Origin of the sequence: Nakamurella multipartita DSM 44233, assembly GCF_000024365.1 — a bacterium.
Taxonomy (GTDB): Bacteria; Actinomycetota; Actinomycetes; order Mycobacteriales; family Nakamurellaceae; genus Nakamurella; species Nakamurella multipartita.
Map to the genome: position 1 here is coordinate 5,242,472 of NC_013235.1, position 19,181 is coordinate 5,261,652.

A 19,181-nucleotide genomic window follows, 5' to 3' on the forward strand; every position below is an offset into this window, starting at 1 on the left:
CGGATCACGCCCACAGCTGGGGGCGTGATCCGGCGGTCCGGATCGGTCGGGCGTCCACACTCGGCGCGAGCGGGCGCTCGACGGGGGCCAGTCGGTCAGCTGGACGGCGGGCGGCCCATCAGGTGGCCACACATGCGATTGTGACCGGCCTCACACGGTACTCCCAGGTGCCTGGGGTGCTCAACTGTCCTCGCTCCGTCATCCCCGCTCCTCGATCTCATCCGGCCGTTCCGCCCGGCCGCAGGGGCCCGCCGGGAGAGCTGAACGGGCACGGGCCGCTCCGGACGACCCGGTCCCCCGCCCCGAAAACCGAGTGTCACTGTCGGACCCCGGACGTAACGTGGCGGTCGCCATGGCGCAGACGTCCACCGGGAACCCCACCGGAACCATTCGCACCGACCACCGGCCCACCGAGCCGGGGCCGGGCGCGGCCGCGCACGTGCCGGCGGTGGCCAGCCTGCGCCGGCTGCTGCCCTACGCCCGCCCGGCGGTCCCGGCACTGCTGCTCAGCGCCCTCGCGGCGCTGGTCGCCACCCTGTGCGGGGTCGCGTTTCCGCTGGTCATCCAGGACATCATCGACGGCCCGATCACCGAGGGGAACCTGTCCGGGCTGTGGGCGCCCGGGGCGGTCCTGCTCGGGTTGGGGGTCGCCGAGGCGGCGTTGTTCTGGGCCCGACGGATGCTGTCCGCCCGGCCGACGATGCGGGTCGAGGCCGGCATGCGGGCGGCCATCTACGAGCACCTGCAGCGGCTGCCGGTGGCCTTCCACGATCGGTGGCCGGCCGGTCAGCTGATGTCCCGGGCGGTGGCCGATCTGGCCACCATCCGCCGGTTCCTGGCCTTCGGGCTGGTGTTCCTGTTCGTCAACCTGGCCACCTTCGTGGTCGGCGTGATCATCCTGCTCGTGTTGAGCCCGCCCCTGGGCGCGATCGTCGCGGTGATGGCGGTGCCGTTGGTCGGGCTCTGCTTCTTCTACGAGACCCGCTATCAGGTGCTGGCCCGGCGCAGCCAGGACCAGGTCGGCGACCTGGCCACCATGGTCGAGGAGTCGGTGCTGGGCATCCGCATCCTCAAGGCCTTCGGCCGCAGTGGACACCTGGCCCGCCGGTTCGCCCGTGAGGCCGCCCAGCTGCGCTCGACCGAGATGACCAAGGCCGGCGTGGTGTCCAAGCTCTGGGCGTCGGTCATCGTCGTGCCCGAGCTCGCCTTCGGTCTGGCCCTGTTCCTGGGCATCGGCCAGGTCGCCTCCGGCGCCCTGACGGCCGGCACCCTCGTCGCCTTCTTCGGCGTCGCCCTGAGCCTGCGCTGGCCGATCGATTCGATCGGCTGGTTGCTGGCCATGACCAACGACGCGGCCAGCGCGACCGAGCGGTACTTCGAGGTGATGAGCGCCCCGGTGAGCATCACCTCCCCGGCGCAGCCGGACCGCTCGCAGGCGGCGCGCCGCGGCCACCTGCGGTTCGAGTCGGTGCGGTTCCGGTTCGCCGACACCCCGCCGGAGCGGGGCGATCTGCTGCGCGGGGTCGACCTGGACATCCGGCCCGGCGAGACGGTGGCGCTGGTCGGCGCGACCGGGTCGGGCAAGACCACGCTGACCGCCCTGGTGAACCGGCTCTATGACGTCACCGGCGGCCGGATCACCCTGGACGGTACCGACATCCGGGCGATGGAGCTGGCCGACCTGCGCCGCCGGATCGCGATCGCCTTCGAGGAGCCGACGCTGTTCTCGGCCTCCGTCCGGGAGAACGTGCTGCTGGGGTTCCCCGACGGCACCGACGAGGACGTCTGGGCGGCCCTGCAGCTGGCCCAGGCCGACTTCGTGGCCGAGCTGCCCTGGGGCCTGGATACGCGGATCGGTGAGCAGGGTCTGTCGTTGTCGGGTGGACAACGACAGCGGCTGGCCCTGGCCCGGGCGGTGATCGGGCGGCCCGAGGTGCTGGTACTGGACGACCCGCTGTCCGCGTTGGACATCCACACCGAGGCCAAGGTCGAGCAGGCGCTGCGTTCGGTGCTGTCCGCGACGACCGCGCTGGTGGTCGCGCACCGGGCATCCACCGTCCTGCTCGCCGACCGGGTCGCGCTGCTGGCCCAGGGCCGGATCGCCGCCATCGGACGGCACACCCAGTTGCTGGCCGACCGGCCGGACTACCGGGACCTGCTGACCAGCGCGGCCGTCAGTGACCCTGTCCCGACGGCCGCCGATGGCCCGGTCGCCCGGTCGACGCTCCGGCGGGAGGGACCTCGATGACCAGCACCCCCCTGCCCGATCTGGCTCCGGATGCCGACGATGCCTGGCGCGGGGTCGCCGCGGAGGACACCGACGACGTCTCGACCGGCACCGGGGTGCGATTGCGCGCCCGATCCCGCCATCTGCTCCGGTCGCTGATTCGGCCGTACCGGTGGTGGGCCGCCCTGGCCGGCCTGGTCGTGGTGCTCAGCGAGCTGGCCTACCTGGTCGGCCCGCTCGCCGTCGCCTACGGCCTGGACACCGCGGTGCCCGCCCTGGCCGCCGGTGACGGCGGGCCACTGGTCACGGCCACCCTGGCCTACCTGGCCGCCGGGATCGTCAACGCCGCCGGCAAGGCCCTGTTCGTCCGGCTGTCCGCCCGGGTCACCCAGGCGGTGCTGCTGGAGCTGCGCGGGCGGGTCTTCACCCACGCCCAGTCGCTGAGCCTGGCCTTTCACGAGCAGTACACCTCGGGTCGGCTGATCTCCCGGTTGACCAGCGACCTGGACGCCCTGGGCGAGCTGGCCGGCGAGGGGTTGGAGGGGCTGATCTCCGGCGTCCTGTCCGTCGTCGCGATCAGCGTCACCCTGCTGGTCCTGGACGTGGACCTGGCCCTGGTGGCGCTGGCCGCGTTCATCCCGATCCTGCTGGCCACGCGGTGGTTCCAGCGCCGGTCCCGGTGGATCTACCGGCGGACCCGCCGGCTGATCGCGGCCGTCATCGTTCAGTTCACCGAGACCATGAACGGGCTGCGGGCCGTGGTCTCGTTTCGCCGCGAGGACCGCAATCGGGACATCTTCGGGGCCCTGAACGACGAGAACGCGCAGGCCAACGGGGACGGCCTGGTCGCGCTGGCGGTCTACACGCCGACCGTGCGGCTGCTGGGCAATCTCAGCCTGGTCGCCACCATGGTGCTGGGCGCCGTCCAGGTCATCGACGGCACGCTGGAGATCGGCGTGCTGGCCGCCTTCCTGCTGTACGTGCGGCGGATGTACGACCCGCTGGACGAGCTGGCCATGTTCTACAACGCCTACCAGGGTGCAATCGCCGCGCTGGAGAAGATCTCCGGCCTGCTCGAGGAGGTCCCGGGGGTGCCGGAACCGGCCTCGGCGCAGCCGCTGCCCGAGCGGATCGCCGGTGATGTCCGGTTCGCCGACGTCGCCTTCGCCTACACCCCCGAGGTACCCGTGCTGGCCCCGCTGGACCTGCACATCCCGGCCGGCCAGACCGTCGCGGTGGTCGGCGCAACCGGCGCCGGCAAGTCGACCCTGGCCAAGCTGCTGGCCCGGTTCTACGACCCGTCCGTGGGCACCGTGCTGCTCGACGACGTCGACGTGGCCACGGTGGCCGCCGCGGATCTGCGCCGGGGCGTGATCATGGTGACCCAGGAGTCCTTCCTGTTCTCCGGGTCGGTGGCCGACAACATCGCGCTGGGCCGGCCGACGGCGACCCGGGCCCAGATCGAGGCGGCCGCCGATGCGATCGGCGCCGGCGAGTTCATCCGGTCCCTGCCCGAGGGGTTCGACACCGATGTGCGCAAACGCGGCGGCCGGCTCTCGGCCGGTCAGCGGCAGCTGGTGGCGTTCGCCCGGGCATTCCTGGCCGACCCGGCCGTGCTGATCCTGGATGAGGCGACCGCCTCGCTGGATCTACCGGCCGAGCGCGCGGTGCAGCGGGCCCTGGGCACGGTGCTCGACCGGCGCACCGCGGTGATCATCGCGCACCGGCTGTCCACGGTGGCCATCGCCGACCGGGTGCTGGTGCTGGACGGCGGCCGGATCGTCGAGGACGGTTCGCCGGCGGACCTGCTCGCCGGCACCGGCGCCTTCGCCACCCTGCACGCGGCCTGGCGCGACTCCCTGGTCTGAACCGGCGTACCGCCACGGCCGGGGGGTATCAGCCCGTCTGGGCCGTGGCCGCGGCGGCCACCTCGACGCGGGAGCGCAGCCCGGTCTTGTCCAGGATGTGCGAGACGTGTGACTGCACCGTGCGCGGCGAGACGAACAGCCGGGCCGCGATCTCCCGGTTGGTCAACCCTTCGCAGATCAGGTCCGTGATCCGCCGTTCGGTGGCGGTCAGGGCGGCCCACCCGTCGGCGCGGGTGCGATGCGCCTGGCGCGATCCCCGTCGCACCCCCAGGCGACGCAACCGGGCGAGCAGCCGGTCGCGGTCGACGGTGGCCCGCACCCGCTCGTACCCGGCGAGGGCTTCCTCCATCGCGGCGACCGCGCGGGCCCGATCACCGTGGGCCGCAGCCGCGCAGGCCAGCTCCTCCTGCGTGAGCAGCACCCGGTTGGTCAGTCCCCGGTCGCGAAACGCCCGGTCAGCGCGCTCGAGGTCGGCCAGGTCCGAGCGCACCGCACCGCGGATGAACTCCAGGACGCCGGGCGGGCGATGTCGGGGGTCTAGCCGCCGCACGTCCTCGACGACCTGCTCGACCAGCGCGGGCCGGTGGGCGATGAGCCCCAGCCGCACGATGTCGATCGCGAACTCGGCGCCCCCGAACCCGGGACGGGTCCGGGCGCGGGTCCAGTACGCCTCGCCCAGGGCCGCCGCGTGCTCGATCGCGCCCTCGGCCTCCAGGATCGACATCTCGGCCACGTCCATGTCGCCGCGGCCGAACTGATCGGGGAGCCGGCGGGCCCGGAACTCGGCCAACCGTCGGCGGGCCGCCCGCAGGTGGCCGCGACGGGCGTCCAGATCGATCCGGACACCGACCGCGATCGAGGTCCATCCGGTTCCGGTTTCCTCCGCCACCTCCAAGGCCGCGTCGGATTCGGCGACCGCGCCGTCCCAGTCACCGGCCGCCCAGGCGGCCCCGGCGGCGACGAAGCCGAGGAACGGCGCCACCCACGGCCGTTGCGTGCGTGCCACGGCGGCACGGGCCCGCTCGACCTCCTGCACAGCCGCGGCCGGCCCCTGCACGTCCAGCCGGAACAGCGCGGGCCACACGTTCGAGGTGCCCGGGCCCAACTCGCCGGCCGGTGCGGGGCCGGGCGACGTCGTCGCGAGCGCCAACGCGCGGTTCGCGTCGCCCTGCACGTAGGCCAGCACCGACGCCGTCATCACCAGCGTCGCGGCCGCCGCCTGGTCGTCCGCGGCCAGCGCCTGGGCCCGCAGGGCGTCCAGGTCGGCGAGCCGGTCGAAGCGCCCGCCGAGCAGCAACAACCACTGCCGCTGGGCCTCCAGGCTCCGGCGCACCGGCGGCGGCAGCTGTTCGATGGACAGGGTCCGGCCCATGCTGTCCAGGGCGCCGTCCACGTCGGCGCGGTTGATCTGTGAGGTGATCAGGACCCGTTGCAACCCGGCGGCGACCGCCGGGTCCCGTACCTCGCCGATGCGTTCGCGCACCAGGCGCTCCGCGGCCGCCCCGCGGCCGGTACGGAACAGCTCGTCGGCCCGCTGCAGCAGCACCCGCTCGGCCGCCGGGTCGTCCCGGGTGGTCAGCCCGTCGGCCAGGGCCAGCAGGTCGACCGCGACCTGGGGGGCGAATGTCCCGCTCGCCGCCACGGCCGCATTCAACGCGGCCAACAGGTCCTTCCCGTCGGCGTCCCGGTCTCGATCGGACGTCGCCTGCAACAGGTGCTCGGCAATCAGGGCCGGGTCGGCCCCGCGGCCGGTCAGCACGGCCGCGACCCGCCGGTGCAGGCGGCGTCGGTCGGCCTCGGCGGCGCCCTCGTAGGCCACCTCGCGGTACAGGTCGTGCACGAAGTCGACCGTGCCGTCGAGCCTGCCGTCGACCGCATCGATTTCCGAGAGCACCAGCGCGACCCCCGCGCGCACGGTCTGGTCCACGGCCGGGGCCAACGCCTGCGGTGTGCTGTACAGCAGATCGGCGAGATCGCCGAGCCGGGCCGCGGTCCCCCAGACCGCCAGCGCGGTGAGCAGTTCGGTGCCGGTCTCGTCCACGCCGGCCAGGTGGGTACGGATCAACGAGTCCAGGGCGGTCCCGCGCATGCTCACGCCGGGCGCGATGTCGACCGCGTCCCGGCCGGCCGGCTGGAGCCGGTCGCCGCGTTGCAGCTCACGGATCAACTCGGTGAGGAACAGCGGGTTGCCCCCCGCCCCGTCCAGCACGCGGCGCAGCCGGGGCCCCGGCCACCGGCCGAGACGGTCCCGGACCAGCCCTTCGGCCATCATCGGGTCCATCGGCGGCAACTCGACACTGGTCTCGACTTGGCGGACCAGCAGCTCCAGCTGCTCCGGCCAGGGGGTCGGCCGGGTGGACAGCACGACGGTCAGCGGCAGGGACCGGCCGGCCCAGACCATCCGGCGCAGGCCGGCCAGGGAGGCGGCGTCGGCGTGGTGCGCGTCGTCCACCCACACGACCACCGGCCCGGCCGCGCACAGCTCGTCCACCCGGTCGAGCACGGTGTCCGCGGGGTCGTCACCGGACGGCACCGGCCCGGTGAGCTGGCCGAGGACCGCGAAGGGCTCGTGGCGCCGGCGCTCGTCCCCGACCGCCCGCAGCGTCGTCACCGCCGTGGGCGTGGGTGGCGAGGCCGGGTGGGTGACGTCGTCGAGCAGGGACCGGATCAGAGAGGACTTGCCGATGCCGACGGGTCCCCGCACGCACAGGCTGGTCCCGACCCGGTCCGCGGTCGCCAGGCCGATCCGGGATCGCAGCAGCTCAACGACGGCAGCCCGATCCGGCGTACCCCCGCCGCCGCCATCGAGTCGCGCCATCACCCGGCAGAATAATGGGTGATGCGCGCCGCCCGGGCCCGGCGAAGCGGACCGGGCCCGTTAGGTGCGACCGGTCACCCGGTCGGCCCTGCGGGCGCCGTCGTTGCGGCCGGCGCCTGGGTACCCCGGACCTGCGCGCGGACCTTGTCCGGGTAGCCGATCGTGAACTTCACCATGGCCACGATGACGACGATCGGGATCACCCAGTTCAACAGCAACTCGCCGGTACCGGCACTGCCGAGTCCGTCGCTGTAGAGGTCCAGGGCGGCCACCATCAGGCTGCAGATGCCCATCACGACGATGGCCACGCCCCACGCCGCGCTGAGCACCCGGTTGATCTTGTTGAACGTCGGCGAGCCCCAGTAGGCCTGCGGCGTCGACTGCCGGGCGAAACGCTCGGTGAACGGTGCGAACGGCACCAGGGCCAGGATGAACAGGCCCAGGAACAGGCCGACCCCGGGCACCGCCCACTGGTAAAGCCAGGCATCGACGTCGGGGCCGCCGACGAACCCGACGACGGTGATCGCCCCCAGCGGCAGCAGCATGCCCACGTTGAGCACCGACGGTGGCCACACCGACTTCTGCGCGACCATCGTGCCGAGCACGAGCAGCACGCCGATCAGCCCGCTCCAGGCGACCGAATCGGCGGCGATGCGGTGGGACAGGAACGAGAAGGCGATCCACGGAATGAATCCCAGGATCAGGGGAAGCGGCTTCATGGCAGCACCTTTCGGACGGGGAGCGATCGGGTGAACGGATGGGCGCCGACGCGGTCGGCGCGGATCAGCGCGAGCGGGCGGTGAGCCGGTCGGCGAGCCAGTCGAGCATCGGCTTGTTGGTCAGCTGCCGGCCCAGCGGCTCGCAGTGCCAGTTGGCACCCTCGTCGGCCGTGCCGGCCAGGAGCTGCTTCTCGCCGGTCAGCGCGTCGTACAGCTGCTGGCTCTGACCCGGCCAGAACTGCTCGTCCGCGGGATCGGTGATCAACAACGGCGTCCGGATCTGGCCCACCACACCCCTCAGGTCGTAGGCCATCACCTCGGTGAAGACGTCGAAGGGGTCTTCGGCCAGGCCGTACGGCCGGGCCCGGAACAGGAAGGTCCGCTCGGCGTCCGGATCCGCGGACATCTGGGCCATATACCCGTTGAAGGTGTCCTTGTCACCGCTGCGCAGCAGGCCCACCAGCTCGGGCGGGAGGTGTCCCAGCCAGGACGTCGAGACGTCCATCACCCCGGGGTCGGCGACCGCGGCGACCAGCCGGTGCTCGAAGGCCAGGGCCCGCGGGAGCCAGTAGCCGGCCTGGCTCACGCCGTATCCGACGAGGGTGTCGGCCTCCACGTCCGCCCGGCCGACCAGCGCGTCGATCACCGGGGTCAGCACCGCTTCCCAGTCCGGCCGGAACGGGATGCCCCGCTCGAACAGCATCGACTGCTGACCGGGCCCGTCGTAGAGGAACACGTTCCAGCCCCGGGCCAGGGCCTCGGCGGCGCCGTTGGCGACCAGCGCCGTCCGGGACCCGTCGCTCCCGTTCGTCATGACCAGGGTGGTCCGCCGCGCGCCGGAGGCGTCCGGACGCAGCAGCCAGCCCGGCAGGGTCGTGCCCGCATAGGGCACATCGACCCGGACATGGGCGCCGGCCGATGCGTCGATCCACGCCTGCCAGCAGTGCTCGGACGCGGCGAACGTCGGCCCGAGCACCGACTGGTCGGCCAGCCCGTCCAGGGCCCCCAGCGCGACGGCGAAGTAGTCGGCCGCGGCCAGGTACGCCCAGCCGGCCGTGGCCGGGTGACCGGCGGCGGTGGCCGCGTCCGCCCGGGCCTGCAGGTCGCGGGCGGTGGCCGACCACTCGTCGAACCAGGCCTGCGGACCGCCGCCGCCGATCCGGTCCAGCGTGGCCAGCACCAGTCCGACGTCCCCGACGCCGGTCGCCGCCCGACCCAGCGCGCAGCGCGCCTCGAAGTCGAACCCCGCGTCCGCGCTGAAGGCGCCCGCCGCTGTCCAGTTCATGTCCCGCTCCCCCGGTTGTTCTGCCCGGTTGTCCGGCCTGGTCGTCTGTGGCCGATCCGGGTCTGTGGAACGGCACGGATCGATCCTGTCCCCGCCGGTGACCGGAGACATCCGCACAGTGGCGGATATCGGCGGCGCGGACCGGGTGGACCCGACTCGGCGGTGCGCCTGGGCCGCGGGTTACTGCACGAGCAGCGCGGCGATCCATCCGCCGACAACACCGACCGCGGCGCCGGCGGCGAACCACCGCAGCACGGGCAGGTTCCGGGACAGCCACATCGCGGGCACCAACCCGCCCGCCACCACCAGGTTGAGTACGACGGCCAGCAGCGGGCGGTCGGCCAGCCCGGCGGACAGCACCCAGATCGCGACGCCGGCCAGCACCGCGGCGAACGCGGCCAGCGGCAGACCGGTCGCCCAGGGCGTCGGTTCGGCGGCTTCGCGCCACTGGGTCACCCAGGCCCACTCCGCCGGCTCGTCGTCCGCATCGCGCTGGTCCCCGGCCTCGTCGTCGTTCGACCCGGCGCGGTCCGGCACTGCGGCCCGCGCGCCCGTAGGGTCCGGCGAGTCGGGCTCGACCTCGACGTCGGGCGTGCGGTCGGCGACGACATCCGCGTCGCCGACGACGCGCAACCGGGACCGACGAGCCTCGCTATCGACCGCACGGTCGGTCTCGGCACTGGCAGGCTCGGCGCCGGCCTGCGCGGTGCGGGCGACCGGGGTGGGCTCCGGGCGATCGGTCACCGGGGCACCCGCACCGGGGCGGCTGTCGAACTGCGCACCGGCCCAGTGTGCCGCACCGCCGGGGTCAATCGGGGTCCGGATCGGTCAGCGCGGCGAAGGCGATGGCCGCGGCGGTGGCCACGTTGAGCGAATCGATCCCCCGGTGCATCGGGATGCGGACGCGCAGGTCCGCCGCCGCCATCGCCGCGTCGGTCAGGCCCGGCCCTTCCGAGCCGACCAGCAGCGCGACCCGACCCGACACCCGGGTGTCGGCCAGCCGGCACTCCCCGGCCGGCGTCAGTGCGATCAGCTGGAACCCGTTGCGCCGCAGCAGGTCCACTCCTTCGTCGAGCCACGGCAACGGCGCGAACGGGACGTGCAGCACGGTGCCCATGGACACCCGCACGCTGCGCCGGTAGAGCGGATCGGCGCAACCGTCGGCCAGCAGGACGGCCCCGATGCCCAGTCCCGCGGCATTGCGGAAGATCGACCCGAGGTTCTCGTGATCGCCGACCCCTTCGAGCACGGCCACCGAGCGCGCTCCGGCCAGCAGGTCGGCGGCGGGCGGGTGCGCGACCCGGTCCGCGGTGGCCAACACGCCACGATTGAGATGAAATCCGATGACCTGGGCCATCAATTCGGCGTCGACCACGTAATAGGGCACATCCACGTCGGCCAGGTCGTCGGCCAATTCCTCGAATCGGCGGGCGACCCCGATCAGCGCCCGCACCGGATAGGTCGAGGCCAGCAGCCGGCGCACCACCACCGTGCCCTCGGCGATCACCAATCCCCGGCCGCCGGGGCGGTCCGGCCGCCGGTCCGCCCGCTTCAGGTCGCGGAAATCGGCCAGCCGCGGATCGTCGGCATCGCGCACCTCGATGCGCGTACTCATGCCCCGGCCGCCGCGTCGGGGCGATGCTCGATGTTCACCTGGCCGACCTCCCGGCGATCATCCTGCCGGGTCCCCGGACCGGCCCCGGCACCGGGCGCAATCCCGTTGCCGGACGGGCGATCCCGCTGGACGGAAGCGGGTCGATGAGCCATCGTGGGTGCTTGTGTCACCCGTGACCGATCTCACAAAGTGTGATCGTCGTCACAGAAATGACGGAATCGTTAGCCGGTTAGCTACCTCGCTGCTAACTTGCGGATCGGAGTTAACCGGGAGTCACCGATCAACGCCCACGGGGCGAGGAGACGCAATGCGCAGCACCGGAACGGCACCGCCGCCGTCACCACGGTCGGCCCTCGTGTGCGTCCTCGCCACCGGCCGGCCGGAGATTCGTCCGGTGCTGGTCGACCCGGCCGTTTCTACCCGATTGTGAATCCCTCGTCACACTGTGAGCTGCGCACAAAGGCCCTGACCAGGCCCAATCGCGCATAGGCTGGAATTAATGAACCATTCATGGTCCGAGTCGATGTCACTCGGAGAGATGATTCGCCGGCAACGAGAAATGGCCTCGCTGCCGATGCGACAACTGGCGGCAATGGCCGGGATCTCCAATCCCTACCTGTCGCAGATCGAACGGGGCCTGCGGGATCCGTCCGATCAGGTACTCAATGCCATCGCCGACTCGCTGCAGATGTCCGCCGATTCGTTGCGCCCGCCGGCTCCCGAGCCGGACCTGGACAACGACCCGCCCCCGGTGGTCAGCGCGATCCGGTCCGACCCCGACCTGACCGGCCAGCAGCGCAAGGCGCTCGAGGAGTCCTACCTGGCCTTCCGCCAGGTGACCCTCGAACGCCGCCGCCGCGGTCGGCGCAACGGAGTCGCCGCGCCGGTCGATAGCCACGGCGATGCCGAGATCGACATCCCCACCCATGCCCTGCCCACCACCACCGCCGATCGAGGAGATGCCCGATGACCACTGCGGAGACCAAGCCGCTGGACCTTTCCTGGGACGAGGTGGGACCCAAGCCGCGGCCGGAGCCGACCGTGGAGGCCTCCGCGTGGGATGAGCTGGACAAGCGGGTGCGGGCCAGCATCTCGGAGGTGCTCAACCGGGCCGAGAAGCAGTTCTCCACCACCCCGCTGGGTCGCATGGACGCGGTCGCCGCGATCCCCGCCTTCACCCGCACCGCGATGGCCCTGGCCAGCGAGCCCAACCTCGCGCTGCAGGTCGGCACCCGGTACGTCACCGGCATCCTGCGGGCCTGGGCCACCGCCGGTGCGCGGTCGGTCGGCGCCAAGGTCGACGGCCCGATCGAGGAGAAGAAGGACAAGCGGTTCGCCGACCCGACCTGGAAGGACAACGCCGCGTTCTGGCTGCTCCGGCAGGAGTACGAACTGTGGGAGCAGGCGCTGGAGGACCTGGTCGAAAGCGCCCCGATCAGTGACGAACTGCGGGTCAAGGTCTCGTTCCTGACCCAGGCCATCACCGACGCCATGTCTCCGACCAACTCGTTCCTGACCAACCCGGATGCCGTCCGCCGGGCCGTCGAGACCGGTGGCGTGTCGGTCTACAAGGGTGCGCAGAACTTCCTGCACGACCTGGCCGAGAACAACGGGATGCCCCAGCAGTACCAGAAGGGCGTCTACGAGGTCGGCCAGAACCTGGCCGTCACCCCCGGCAAGGTGGTCTTCCGCAACGAGCTGATGGAGCTGATCCAGTACAGCCCGACCACCGAGCAGGTGTACGAGATTCCCCTGCTGTTCAGCCCGCCGTGGATCAACAAGTACTACATCATGGATCTCTCGCCGGGCCGCAGCCTGGTCCAGTGGGCGGTCGACCACGGCCACACCGTGTTCCTGATCAGCTACCGGAACCCGGACGAGTCGATGCGCTCGGTCGGCATGAACGACTACCTGCTCGACGGGCCGATCACCGCGCTGGACGTGATCCGGGACATCACCGGCCAGGAGAAGTGCAACCTGCTGGGTCTGTGTCTGGGCGGCACCCTGACCATGATCTCGCTGACCTACCTGGATGCCATCGGCAAGGATCGGATCAACAGCGCGACGTTCCTGAACACGCTGACCGACTTCTCCCAGCCGGGCGCCCTGGGCGTGTTCACCGACGAGGTGAGCGTGACCAAGCTCGAGGAGCAGATGAACCAGACCGGGTTCCTGCCGGCCGACAACATGGCCAAGACGTTCAACCTGATGCGCGGGAACGACCTCATCTGGCACTACGTGGTCAACAACTGGATGAAGGGCGAGCAGCCGCCGGCCTTCGACCTGCTCACCTGGAACGCGGACTCCACCCGGATGCCCGCCGTCATGCACGCGTTCTACCTGCGCTCCTGCTATCTGAAGAATCAGCTGGCCAAGGGTGTGATGGAGATCGCCGGTGAGACGCTGAACATGAAATCGGTCGATCAGGACCTTTACTTCCTGGCCGCCGAGCAGGACCACATCGCGCCCTGGCGCAGCTCGTACAAGGGCGCGCTGATCCCGACCGGCAACGTCCGGTTCGTGCTGTCCAACTCCGGCCACATCGCCGGGATCGTCAACCCGCCCAACCCCAAGTCCAAGCATTGGGCCGCTGACCTGGACGAACTCCCGGAGAACCCGGACGAGTGGCTGGCCTCGGCCACCATGAAGCCGATCACCTGGTGGGAGGACTGGGCCACCTGGATCTCCGAGCGGGCCGGCAAGAAGATCGCGCCGCCGCCGATGGGTGGCGACACGCACCCTCCGTTGGAGGATGCGCCCGGGTCCTACGTGTTCGGCAAGTAGCCGTTCGCCAAGCCCTTCCGTGGGCCGGGGCGATATTCTCAGGCCCGCCGTCCTTTCGTTTCCCGACTCAGAAAGTCAGGTATCACGCACGTGTCTGCGAAGTACAGCGTCTCCAAGGCGATCATCACCGGCGGGGCCCAGGGTCTGGGTGCCGTGATCGGTGAGCGTCTCGCGAGCGAGGGGATCTCCGTCAGCCTGCTCGACATGAACGAGACCGGCGCCAAGGAGACCGCCGAGAAGCTCACGGCGTCGACCGGGACCCCGGTGTACGGCTTCAAGTGTGACGTCACCGACCGGGCCCAGCTGCGCGAGGCGTGGCAGGCCGCCGCCGACGCCATGGGTGGCCTGGACACCTACATCGGCAACGCCGGCATCACCCGCGACAAGATGTTCCACAAGCTGACCGACGACGACTGGGACCTGGTCATCAAGGTCAACCTGACCGGCGTGTTCGAGGGCCTGCGGGCGTCGGCCCCGTGGCTGCGCACCGAGGGCGCCGGCCGCGTCGTGCTGATCTCGTCCGTGGTCGCCAAGATGGGCAACCTGGGCCAGATGAACTACATCGCGGCCAAGGCCGGCGTCGTCGGTCTGGTCCGCTCCGGCGCGACCGAGCTCGCCCGGTTCGGCACCACCGTCAACGGCATCCGCCCCGGCTTCATCGAGACCGCGATGACCAAGGCCATGCCCGAGGCCGCGCAGGCCAAGATGGCCGAGAACCCGCTGGGCCGGGCCGGCCAGCCGGAGGACATCGCCGGCGCCGTCGCGTACCTGTGTTCCGATGACGCCGCGTTCGTCACCGGCCACATCGTCGACGTCAACGGTGGCCTGGACATGTAGTCCCCGCACCCCGACGAAGGCCCCGCACATCCGTGCGGGGCCTTTGTCGTTCCCGGTCGGCCACGCCGGCCTCGCGCCTGCGCACACCACCCCGCGCCTGACCCGCGCCGTCCCCCCCCGCGACGCCCACCCCGCGCCGTCCCCCCCGCGACGCCCACCCCGCGCCGACTTGCCACAAACGCACCGCAGAACCGCCTGCAGCGGTGCGTTTGTGGCAAGTCGGGGGTACCGGTGGCCTCGCCAATGTGGACAACTCCGAACGGCGTGACGTCAGGCATCAGGATGAACCCATGCCTGCCCGTCAGCCGATCCCCGACTGGCTTCGCGCCCAGCCCTTTGCCTCGTTCGACCATCCGCTCGGCCGCCGCCGCATGGCCGGGCCCGAGTTCGTGCCGGTCTTTCATGGTGTCCGCGCCGTCGCCGGTGGACCCGGGGACTGGCGGGGGCTGCCCGACGAGGAGGCGCTGCGGGTCCGCTGCCAGGCCCTGCTGCTGGTCGCCGGCCACGGCACGTTCTTCGGTGGCCTGACCGCGGCCCGGTTGTGGGGCCTGCCGCTGCCCCACCGATGGACCGCCGATGAGCCGCTCCACACCCTGACCTGGTATCCGGATCAGGCCACCAACCGGGCCGGGGTCATCGGCCGGCAGATCAACGACTGGAACGCCCACCGGGTCGAGGTGCTCGGATTGCCGACGGTGGACCTGCCCACGTTGTTCTGCCATCTCGGGATGCTGTTGAGCCTGCCGGATCTGGTTGCCGTCGGGGATGCGATGGTCCGCGCCCCCGCGGCGGAGGGCTCGGCGGCGGCGCCTGCGCTCGTCGGCCTGCAGCAGCTGCACGAACGGGTCTCGCGGTACCGGGTGCGCGGCAAGCGCAATGCGCTGGCCGCAGTGACACTCGTCCGGCTGGGCGCCGAGTCGCGGCCGGAGTCCCTGCTGCGACTCTTGATCGTCGACGCCGGACTCCCCGAGCCCGAGCTCAATGTCGTCGTGGGCGGGGAGCACGGCGAATTCCTGGCTCGGGTCGACATGCTCTTTCGGGCCTACCGGGTGGTCGTGGAATACGACGGCGATCAGCACCGCACCGACCAGCGGCAGTTCGACCGCGACCTGGGACGGCTGGACGACCTGGCCGCCCAGGGCTGGCGGGTGGTCCGGATCGGCGCGAGGTCGCTGTTCCGCGACCCCCAGGACGCGGTGAACCGGATTCGCCGGGCCCTCGTCGCCGGCGGCTGGACGCCCTGATCACCCCCGCCCGACCCGCAACCGGACCCGCCCAGCCCTCGACTTGCCTCATCCGCACCGCTGACGCGCGCGCAGCGGTGCGTCTGAGGCAAGTCGGCGCCAGATGGGGCGGGCGGACGCGGGCGGGCACAGGTACGGGCGGGCGCGGCGGGGCGCCGGCCGGAGCCGGTCGGCGCCCCGCCGCGTGCCGGTTAGCTGAAGGCGGTGGCGGCCGAATCCGAGCCGGTCTCGCCCGGATCGGACCGGACCGCCTCGACGATGGCCACCTCTTCGGTGCCGGAGACCACGACGGACGGGTCGATGGTCATGATCGTGTAGCCACCGACCGACCCGGCGCCGAAGCCCGGCGCGAAGATCTTGGTCGGCTTGCTGATCACGCCGTCGGCGACCGCGTCGGCGATGGCGATCGGGATGCTGGCCGACGAGGTGTTGCCGGCCCGCTCGATGTCGAAGTAGATCAGGTCGGGCGACAGGCCCGCCTTCTCCGCGAGCTGGATGACCATCGTCTTGTTGGCCTGGTGCGGCACGACCAGCTCGACCATGTCCCAGGCGGATGCCTTCTCGCCCAACGGGTCGGCCGTGTTCTCCAGCTCGTTGATCATCTGGGCCAGGTACCGGCCGGCCAGCGCCTTGACCTCGGGCCCGAACACGGTGATGTTGTTGTCGAACGCCGCGTTCGGCCAGATGATCGAGTTGACCTGGCTGACCGGTCCACCGGCGTAGGAGTTCATCAGGTCGATGTCGGTGTCCTCGCCCTCCGCGGCCGGCGCGATGACGAACGCCGCGGCGCCGTCACCGAAGATCATCCGGGACGGCCGGACGGTGCCGATCTTGTCGGAGAACTTCTCGCCGCAGACGAGCAGCACCGGTCGCTGCACCTCCTGCAGCAACCGGATGGCCTCGGACAGGCCGTAGGGCAGCCCGGCGCAGGCGGCGGTGATGTCGGCCGACATGTGGGTCTGGTGCATGCCCAGCTGGCCGGAGAGCCAGGTGCCCATCGACGGCATCGCCCGCGGGTTGGTGCAGGAGCAGAAGATGACCGCGCCGATCTCCTCGGGCTGCCGGCCGGACCGCTGCAGGGCGGCCTTGGCCGCGTCCAGGGACAGCTCGTCCAGGCCCCGCTTGGAGTACATGCGGGTCTCGATGCCGGTCTTGTAGCTGATCTCGTCGGCCGTCATCGGCGACCAGCAGTACGCCGTATTGCGGATGAGATCGTCATTGGAGCAGAGGATCTCACCACGGACGACGGCCAGCGCCTCGATCTTGGGCAGCACCTTGAACTGCTTGCGGATGTCGATCGCCGGGTACGGCCGGATCGGCTCCTTGGTGACGATCTCCGGCTGCACCGAGGCGACCCGGGGGCCGATGTTCGCCCGCGGTGCACCCTTGACCGCGTCCAGGAACCGCTCGACCTCGCTGTTCTTGGGCTTGAGGACGACCACGACATCGTCGGGCTGGAGTTCGCTCAGAGTGGCCAGCCGCACCGCGGAGCGGTCCCACAGGTACTGGTTGTGCAGCACCATCGACCAGCGCCGCAACGCTTCGAGCTCGGCGACCTCCTCCTGGGCGTCGACGATGTCGGCGAAGGAGAAGGCCGGGTAGTCCGGGTCGAAGTCGCCCAGCACCCAGGTCAGCTGGCTCGGATCGGCCAGCGCCTCGGACACGGTCGGCTGCACCGCGACCAGTGCGCTCGCATGGTGCAACCGGTTGCTGAAGATGTCGAACAGGGTGTCCCAGATCTTCTGCTCCGTCTCGGTGTCACCGGCCGACGGGAGGTCGGTCCAGGCCTGCGCGACGGCGCCGACCTTGGACTCCTTGTCCTGCCACGGCACCACGACCGGCAGGAAGACGTTGCCGCGGTTGCGCGGCACGTCCCGCCAGCGGGTCGGCACCTTCTCGTACATGGTCATGGCGAACCGGTTGACCCAGAACAGGTTCAGCGCCACGTCCCGCATGAGGTGGGTGCGGTCCTTGTAGTGGCTGTTCGCGATCCGCTCGCCGATCTCGGTGCCCGACGGCGCCTTGGTCTCGAAGTCCCGGCGAATGACCTGGTCGAGCTGCTTCTCGGTCTCGATCACCGAGAAATCGAGATCGGGAATGAAGTTGGACGGGAAGACCAACCGATCATGGCGATTGATGACGAACGGCTGCATGCCGCGCTCCTTTGCCGCTGACTACTACCTGACGAACATGTCGGTGCAGTTCCCGGTCACCGGAAACCCGACGCCCATCCTCCCGCAACGCGTCCGGGAGCGCTCGTACACCGACGGCCCCCCGGACGTGACGGAGCACGTCACATTCGGTGACTGAGCGGAGCGGACGCCGCTGGGCCAGAATCGGCGCAACCGTTGCCCGGGTCGCACGCGCCAAGGATGGACATCGATGACCGCCTCCGCACAGGCCGCCGGTACCGCCGGATTCGGATCCAAGCTGGCCGGTCGGGTCGCCCTGGTGACCGGCGGCACCCGCGGCATCGGCGCGGCGATCAGCCGCAGCCTGGCCAACCAGGGCGCCACTGTCGCCGCCGGCTACGGCCGGGACGCCGAGCACGCCCAGGAGTTCCTGGCCCAGATCCGGGCCGAGGGGGTCAACGGTTCCATCCACCAGGGCAACATCGGCGTCGGTGACGACTGCCGGCGGGTGGTCCGGGAGGTCGTCGAGCAGCACGGCTCGCTGGACATCCTGATCAACAACGCCGGCATCACCATCGACAGGACGGTGTTGAACCTGACCGACTCGGACTGGGAGAAGGTGCTGGCGGTCAACCTCTCCGGGGCCTTCTTCCTGTCCCAGGAAGCGCTCAAGGGCATGGTCGAGCGGGGTACCGGCCGGATCATCAACGTCTCCTCGATCATCGGCGAGGTCGGCAACATCGGGCAGGCCAACTACGCCGCGTCCAAGTCCGGCCTGTTCGGCCTGACCAAGACGTTGGCCCGGGAGGCCGCCTTCATGCTGCACAAGTCCGGCAAGCTGGAGGGCAACCCGATCGGCATCACGGTCAACACGATCACCCCCGGCTACGTGGAGACCGAGATGATCGGCACGGTGCCGCAGAAGGTGATCGACGCGATCAAGGACAAGATCCCGATGCGCCGCTTCGCCCGGCCCGAGGAGATCGCCCGGGTGGTGCACTTCCTGGCCGCCGACACCTCCGGTTACATCACCGGTCAGGTGTGGGGCGTCAACGGCGGCATGGACATGTGAGACCCGCCGGTCAGCCGACGGGCTGACCCTCGGCCTGATCCGCGGTCTCGTCGATGCTCTCGTCGTCGGCCACGCCGTCGACGGGCGCGGCCAGCCGGTCGAGCAGCCCGCTGGCCCGGGCCAGCAGCTGCCGATCCTCCTCGCCCAACGCGGCCAGCTGGCGGACCAACCACAGCTCGCGGGCCCGGATGTGCTCGCGCAGCCGCCGGTCGCCCTCGTCGGTGATGGTGACCAGCACCTGCCGTCCGTCCTTGGGGTTGTCGGTGCGCCGGATCAGGCCCAGCGCCTCCAGACCGGTCAGCACCCGGGTGATCGACGGTGGCCGGACCTGCTCCTTGGCGGCCAGGTCGCCCGCGGTCAGCGGGCCCTCCCGCCAGATCACGCTCAAGGCGGACAACTGGGTCAGGGTCAGACCCTCGGTGGGTGCCTCCTGACGCAGCCGGCGCGTCAGCCGATGAACGGCGAGGCGCAGCTCGCTGGCGAGTGCATCGACGTCCGGCACGTCGGCCAGCGTAACCCACCGTGGTCGCAGATGGGGCCAACTGGGACGTTCCGGACAAAATCTACGAGGTCGACGTCC

At 71.1% G+C, this 19,181-nt stretch carries 15 protein-coding genes; 8 read left to right on the top strand and 7 right to left on the bottom strand.

All coding sequences use genetic code 11. The annotated features are described in order from the left end of the window. Positions 1 to 352: 352 nt before the first annotated feature. Together NAMU_RS23345 and NAMU_RS23350 are read left to right on the top strand one after the other, a co-directional pair. The gene (locus NAMU_RS23345; RefSeq protein WP_015749802.1) at positions 353 to 2,248 is read left to right on the top strand and encodes an ABC transporter ATP-binding protein; all 1,896 of its coding nucleotides are present in this window, start codon (positions 353 to 355) and stop codon (positions 2,246 to 2,248) included. Beyond that, positions 2,245 to 4,095: an ABC transporter ATP-binding protein gene (locus NAMU_RS23350; protein WP_015749803.1), complete on the top strand. Its 1,851-nt coding sequence runs from the start codon at positions 2,245 to 2,247 to the stop codon at positions 4,093 to 4,095. The genes NAMU_RS23345 and NAMU_RS23350 overlap by 4 nt, the downstream gene beginning before the upstream one ends. Before the next feature lie 28 nt (positions 4,096 to 4,123). On the opposite strand, the gene NAMU_RS23355 is transcribed toward NAMU_RS23350, so the two are convergent. The 5 genes from NAMU_RS23355 to NAMU_RS23375 form a co-directional block, all read right to left on the bottom strand. Then, positions 4,124 to 6,913 carry an ATP-binding protein gene (locus NAMU_RS23355; protein WP_015749804.1) on the bottom strand — a complete coding sequence of 930 codons (2,790 nt, stop codon included), beginning with the start codon at positions 6,911 to 6,913 and terminating at the stop codon, positions 4,124 to 4,126. A gap of 74 nt (positions 6,914 to 6,987) precedes the next feature. Beyond that, positions 6,988 to 7,632: a hypothetical protein gene (locus NAMU_RS23360; protein WP_015749805.1), complete on the bottom strand. Its 645-nt coding sequence runs from the start codon at positions 7,630 to 7,632 to the stop codon at positions 6,988 to 6,990. Between the two features lie 64 nt (positions 7,633 to 7,696). Then, positions 7,697 to 8,917 (bottom strand): alpha/beta hydrolase family protein, encoded by a 1,221-nt coding sequence (locus NAMU_RS23365; protein ID WP_015749806.1) that lies wholly within the window; start codon positions 8,915 to 8,917, stop codon positions 7,697 to 7,699. Positions 8,918 to 9,097: 180 nt separating this feature from the next. Then, positions 9,098 to 9,661, bottom strand: a complete 564-nt coding sequence (locus tag NAMU_RS30685; protein ID WP_015749807.1) for a DUF2537 domain-containing protein — start codon at positions 9,659 to 9,661, stop codon at positions 9,098 to 9,100. A 64-nt stretch (positions 9,662 to 9,725) separates the two neighbouring features. Continuing rightward, positions 9,726 to 10,532, bottom strand: coding sequence for a TrmH family RNA methyltransferase (locus NAMU_RS23375; protein WP_015749808.1), 807 nt, complete (start codon positions 10,530 to 10,532; stop codon positions 9,726 to 9,728). Between the two features lie 523 nt (positions 10,533 to 11,055). Here NAMU_RS23375 and NAMU_RS23380 point away from each other — a divergent pair. The 4 genes from NAMU_RS23380 (at position 11,056) to NAMU_RS27805 (ending at position 15,397) form a co-directional block, all read left to right on the top strand. Continuing rightward, positions 11,056 to 11,502 (top strand): helix-turn-helix domain-containing protein, encoded by a 447-nt coding sequence (locus NAMU_RS23380; RefSeq protein WP_217180610.1) that lies wholly within the window; start codon positions 11,056 to 11,058, stop codon positions 11,500 to 11,502. Then, positions 11,499 to 13,316 carry a PHA/PHB synthase family protein gene (locus tag NAMU_RS23385; RefSeq protein ID WP_015749810.1) on the top strand — a complete coding sequence of 606 codons (1,818 nt, stop codon included), beginning with the start codon at positions 11,499 to 11,501 and terminating at the stop codon, positions 13,314 to 13,316. The genes NAMU_RS23380 and NAMU_RS23385 overlap by 4 nt, the downstream gene beginning before the upstream one ends. 90 nt (positions 13,317 to 13,406) lie before the next feature. Continuing rightward, complete coding sequence (fabG, locus tag NAMU_RS23390; RefSeq protein WP_015749811.1) at positions 13,407 to 14,153, top strand: 3-oxoacyl-ACP reductase FabG; 747 nt, start codon at positions 13,407 to 13,409, stop codon at positions 14,151 to 14,153. A gap of 290 nt (positions 14,154 to 14,443) precedes the next feature. Further along, a complete protein-coding gene (locus NAMU_RS27805) occupies positions 14,444 to 15,397 on the top strand; it encodes an endonuclease domain-containing protein (protein ID WP_015749812.1) in 954 nt (317 codons plus the stop codon). Positions 15,398 to 15,588: 191 nt separating this feature from the next. Here the strand turns inward: NAMU_RS27805 and NAMU_RS23400 are convergent, their stop codons facing one another. Continuing rightward, positions 15,589 to 17,550, bottom strand: a complete 1,962-nt coding sequence (locus NAMU_RS23400; protein WP_015749813.1) for a 3-oxoacyl-[acyl-carrier-protein] synthase III C-terminal domain-containing protein — start codon at positions 17,548 to 17,550, stop codon at positions 15,589 to 15,591. On the opposite strand from NAMU_RS23400, the gene NAMU_RS30145 reads away from it, so the two are divergent. Continuing rightward, complete coding sequence (locus NAMU_RS30145; protein ID WP_169312546.1) at positions 17,549 to 17,707, top strand: hypothetical protein; 159 nt, start codon at positions 17,549 to 17,551, stop codon at positions 17,705 to 17,707. The two genes, NAMU_RS23400 and NAMU_RS30145, sit on opposite strands and share 2 nt — an antisense overlap. A gap of 72 nt (positions 17,708 to 17,779) precedes the next feature. Then, the gene (gene fabG, locus NAMU_RS23405; protein WP_015749814.1) at positions 17,780 to 18,601 is read left to right on the top strand and encodes a 3-oxoacyl-ACP reductase FabG; all 822 of its coding nucleotides are present in this window, start codon (positions 17,780 to 17,782) and stop codon (positions 18,599 to 18,601) included. Positions 18,602 to 18,611: 10 nt separating this feature from the next. Here the strand turns inward: fabG (NAMU_RS23405) and NAMU_RS23410 are convergent, their stop codons facing one another. Continuing rightward, positions 18,612 to 19,103, bottom strand: a complete 492-nt coding sequence (locus tag NAMU_RS23410; RefSeq protein ID WP_015749815.1) for a MarR family winged helix-turn-helix transcriptional regulator — start codon at positions 19,101 to 19,103, stop codon at positions 18,612 to 18,614. Positions 19,104 to 19,181 lie beyond the last annotated feature (78 nt).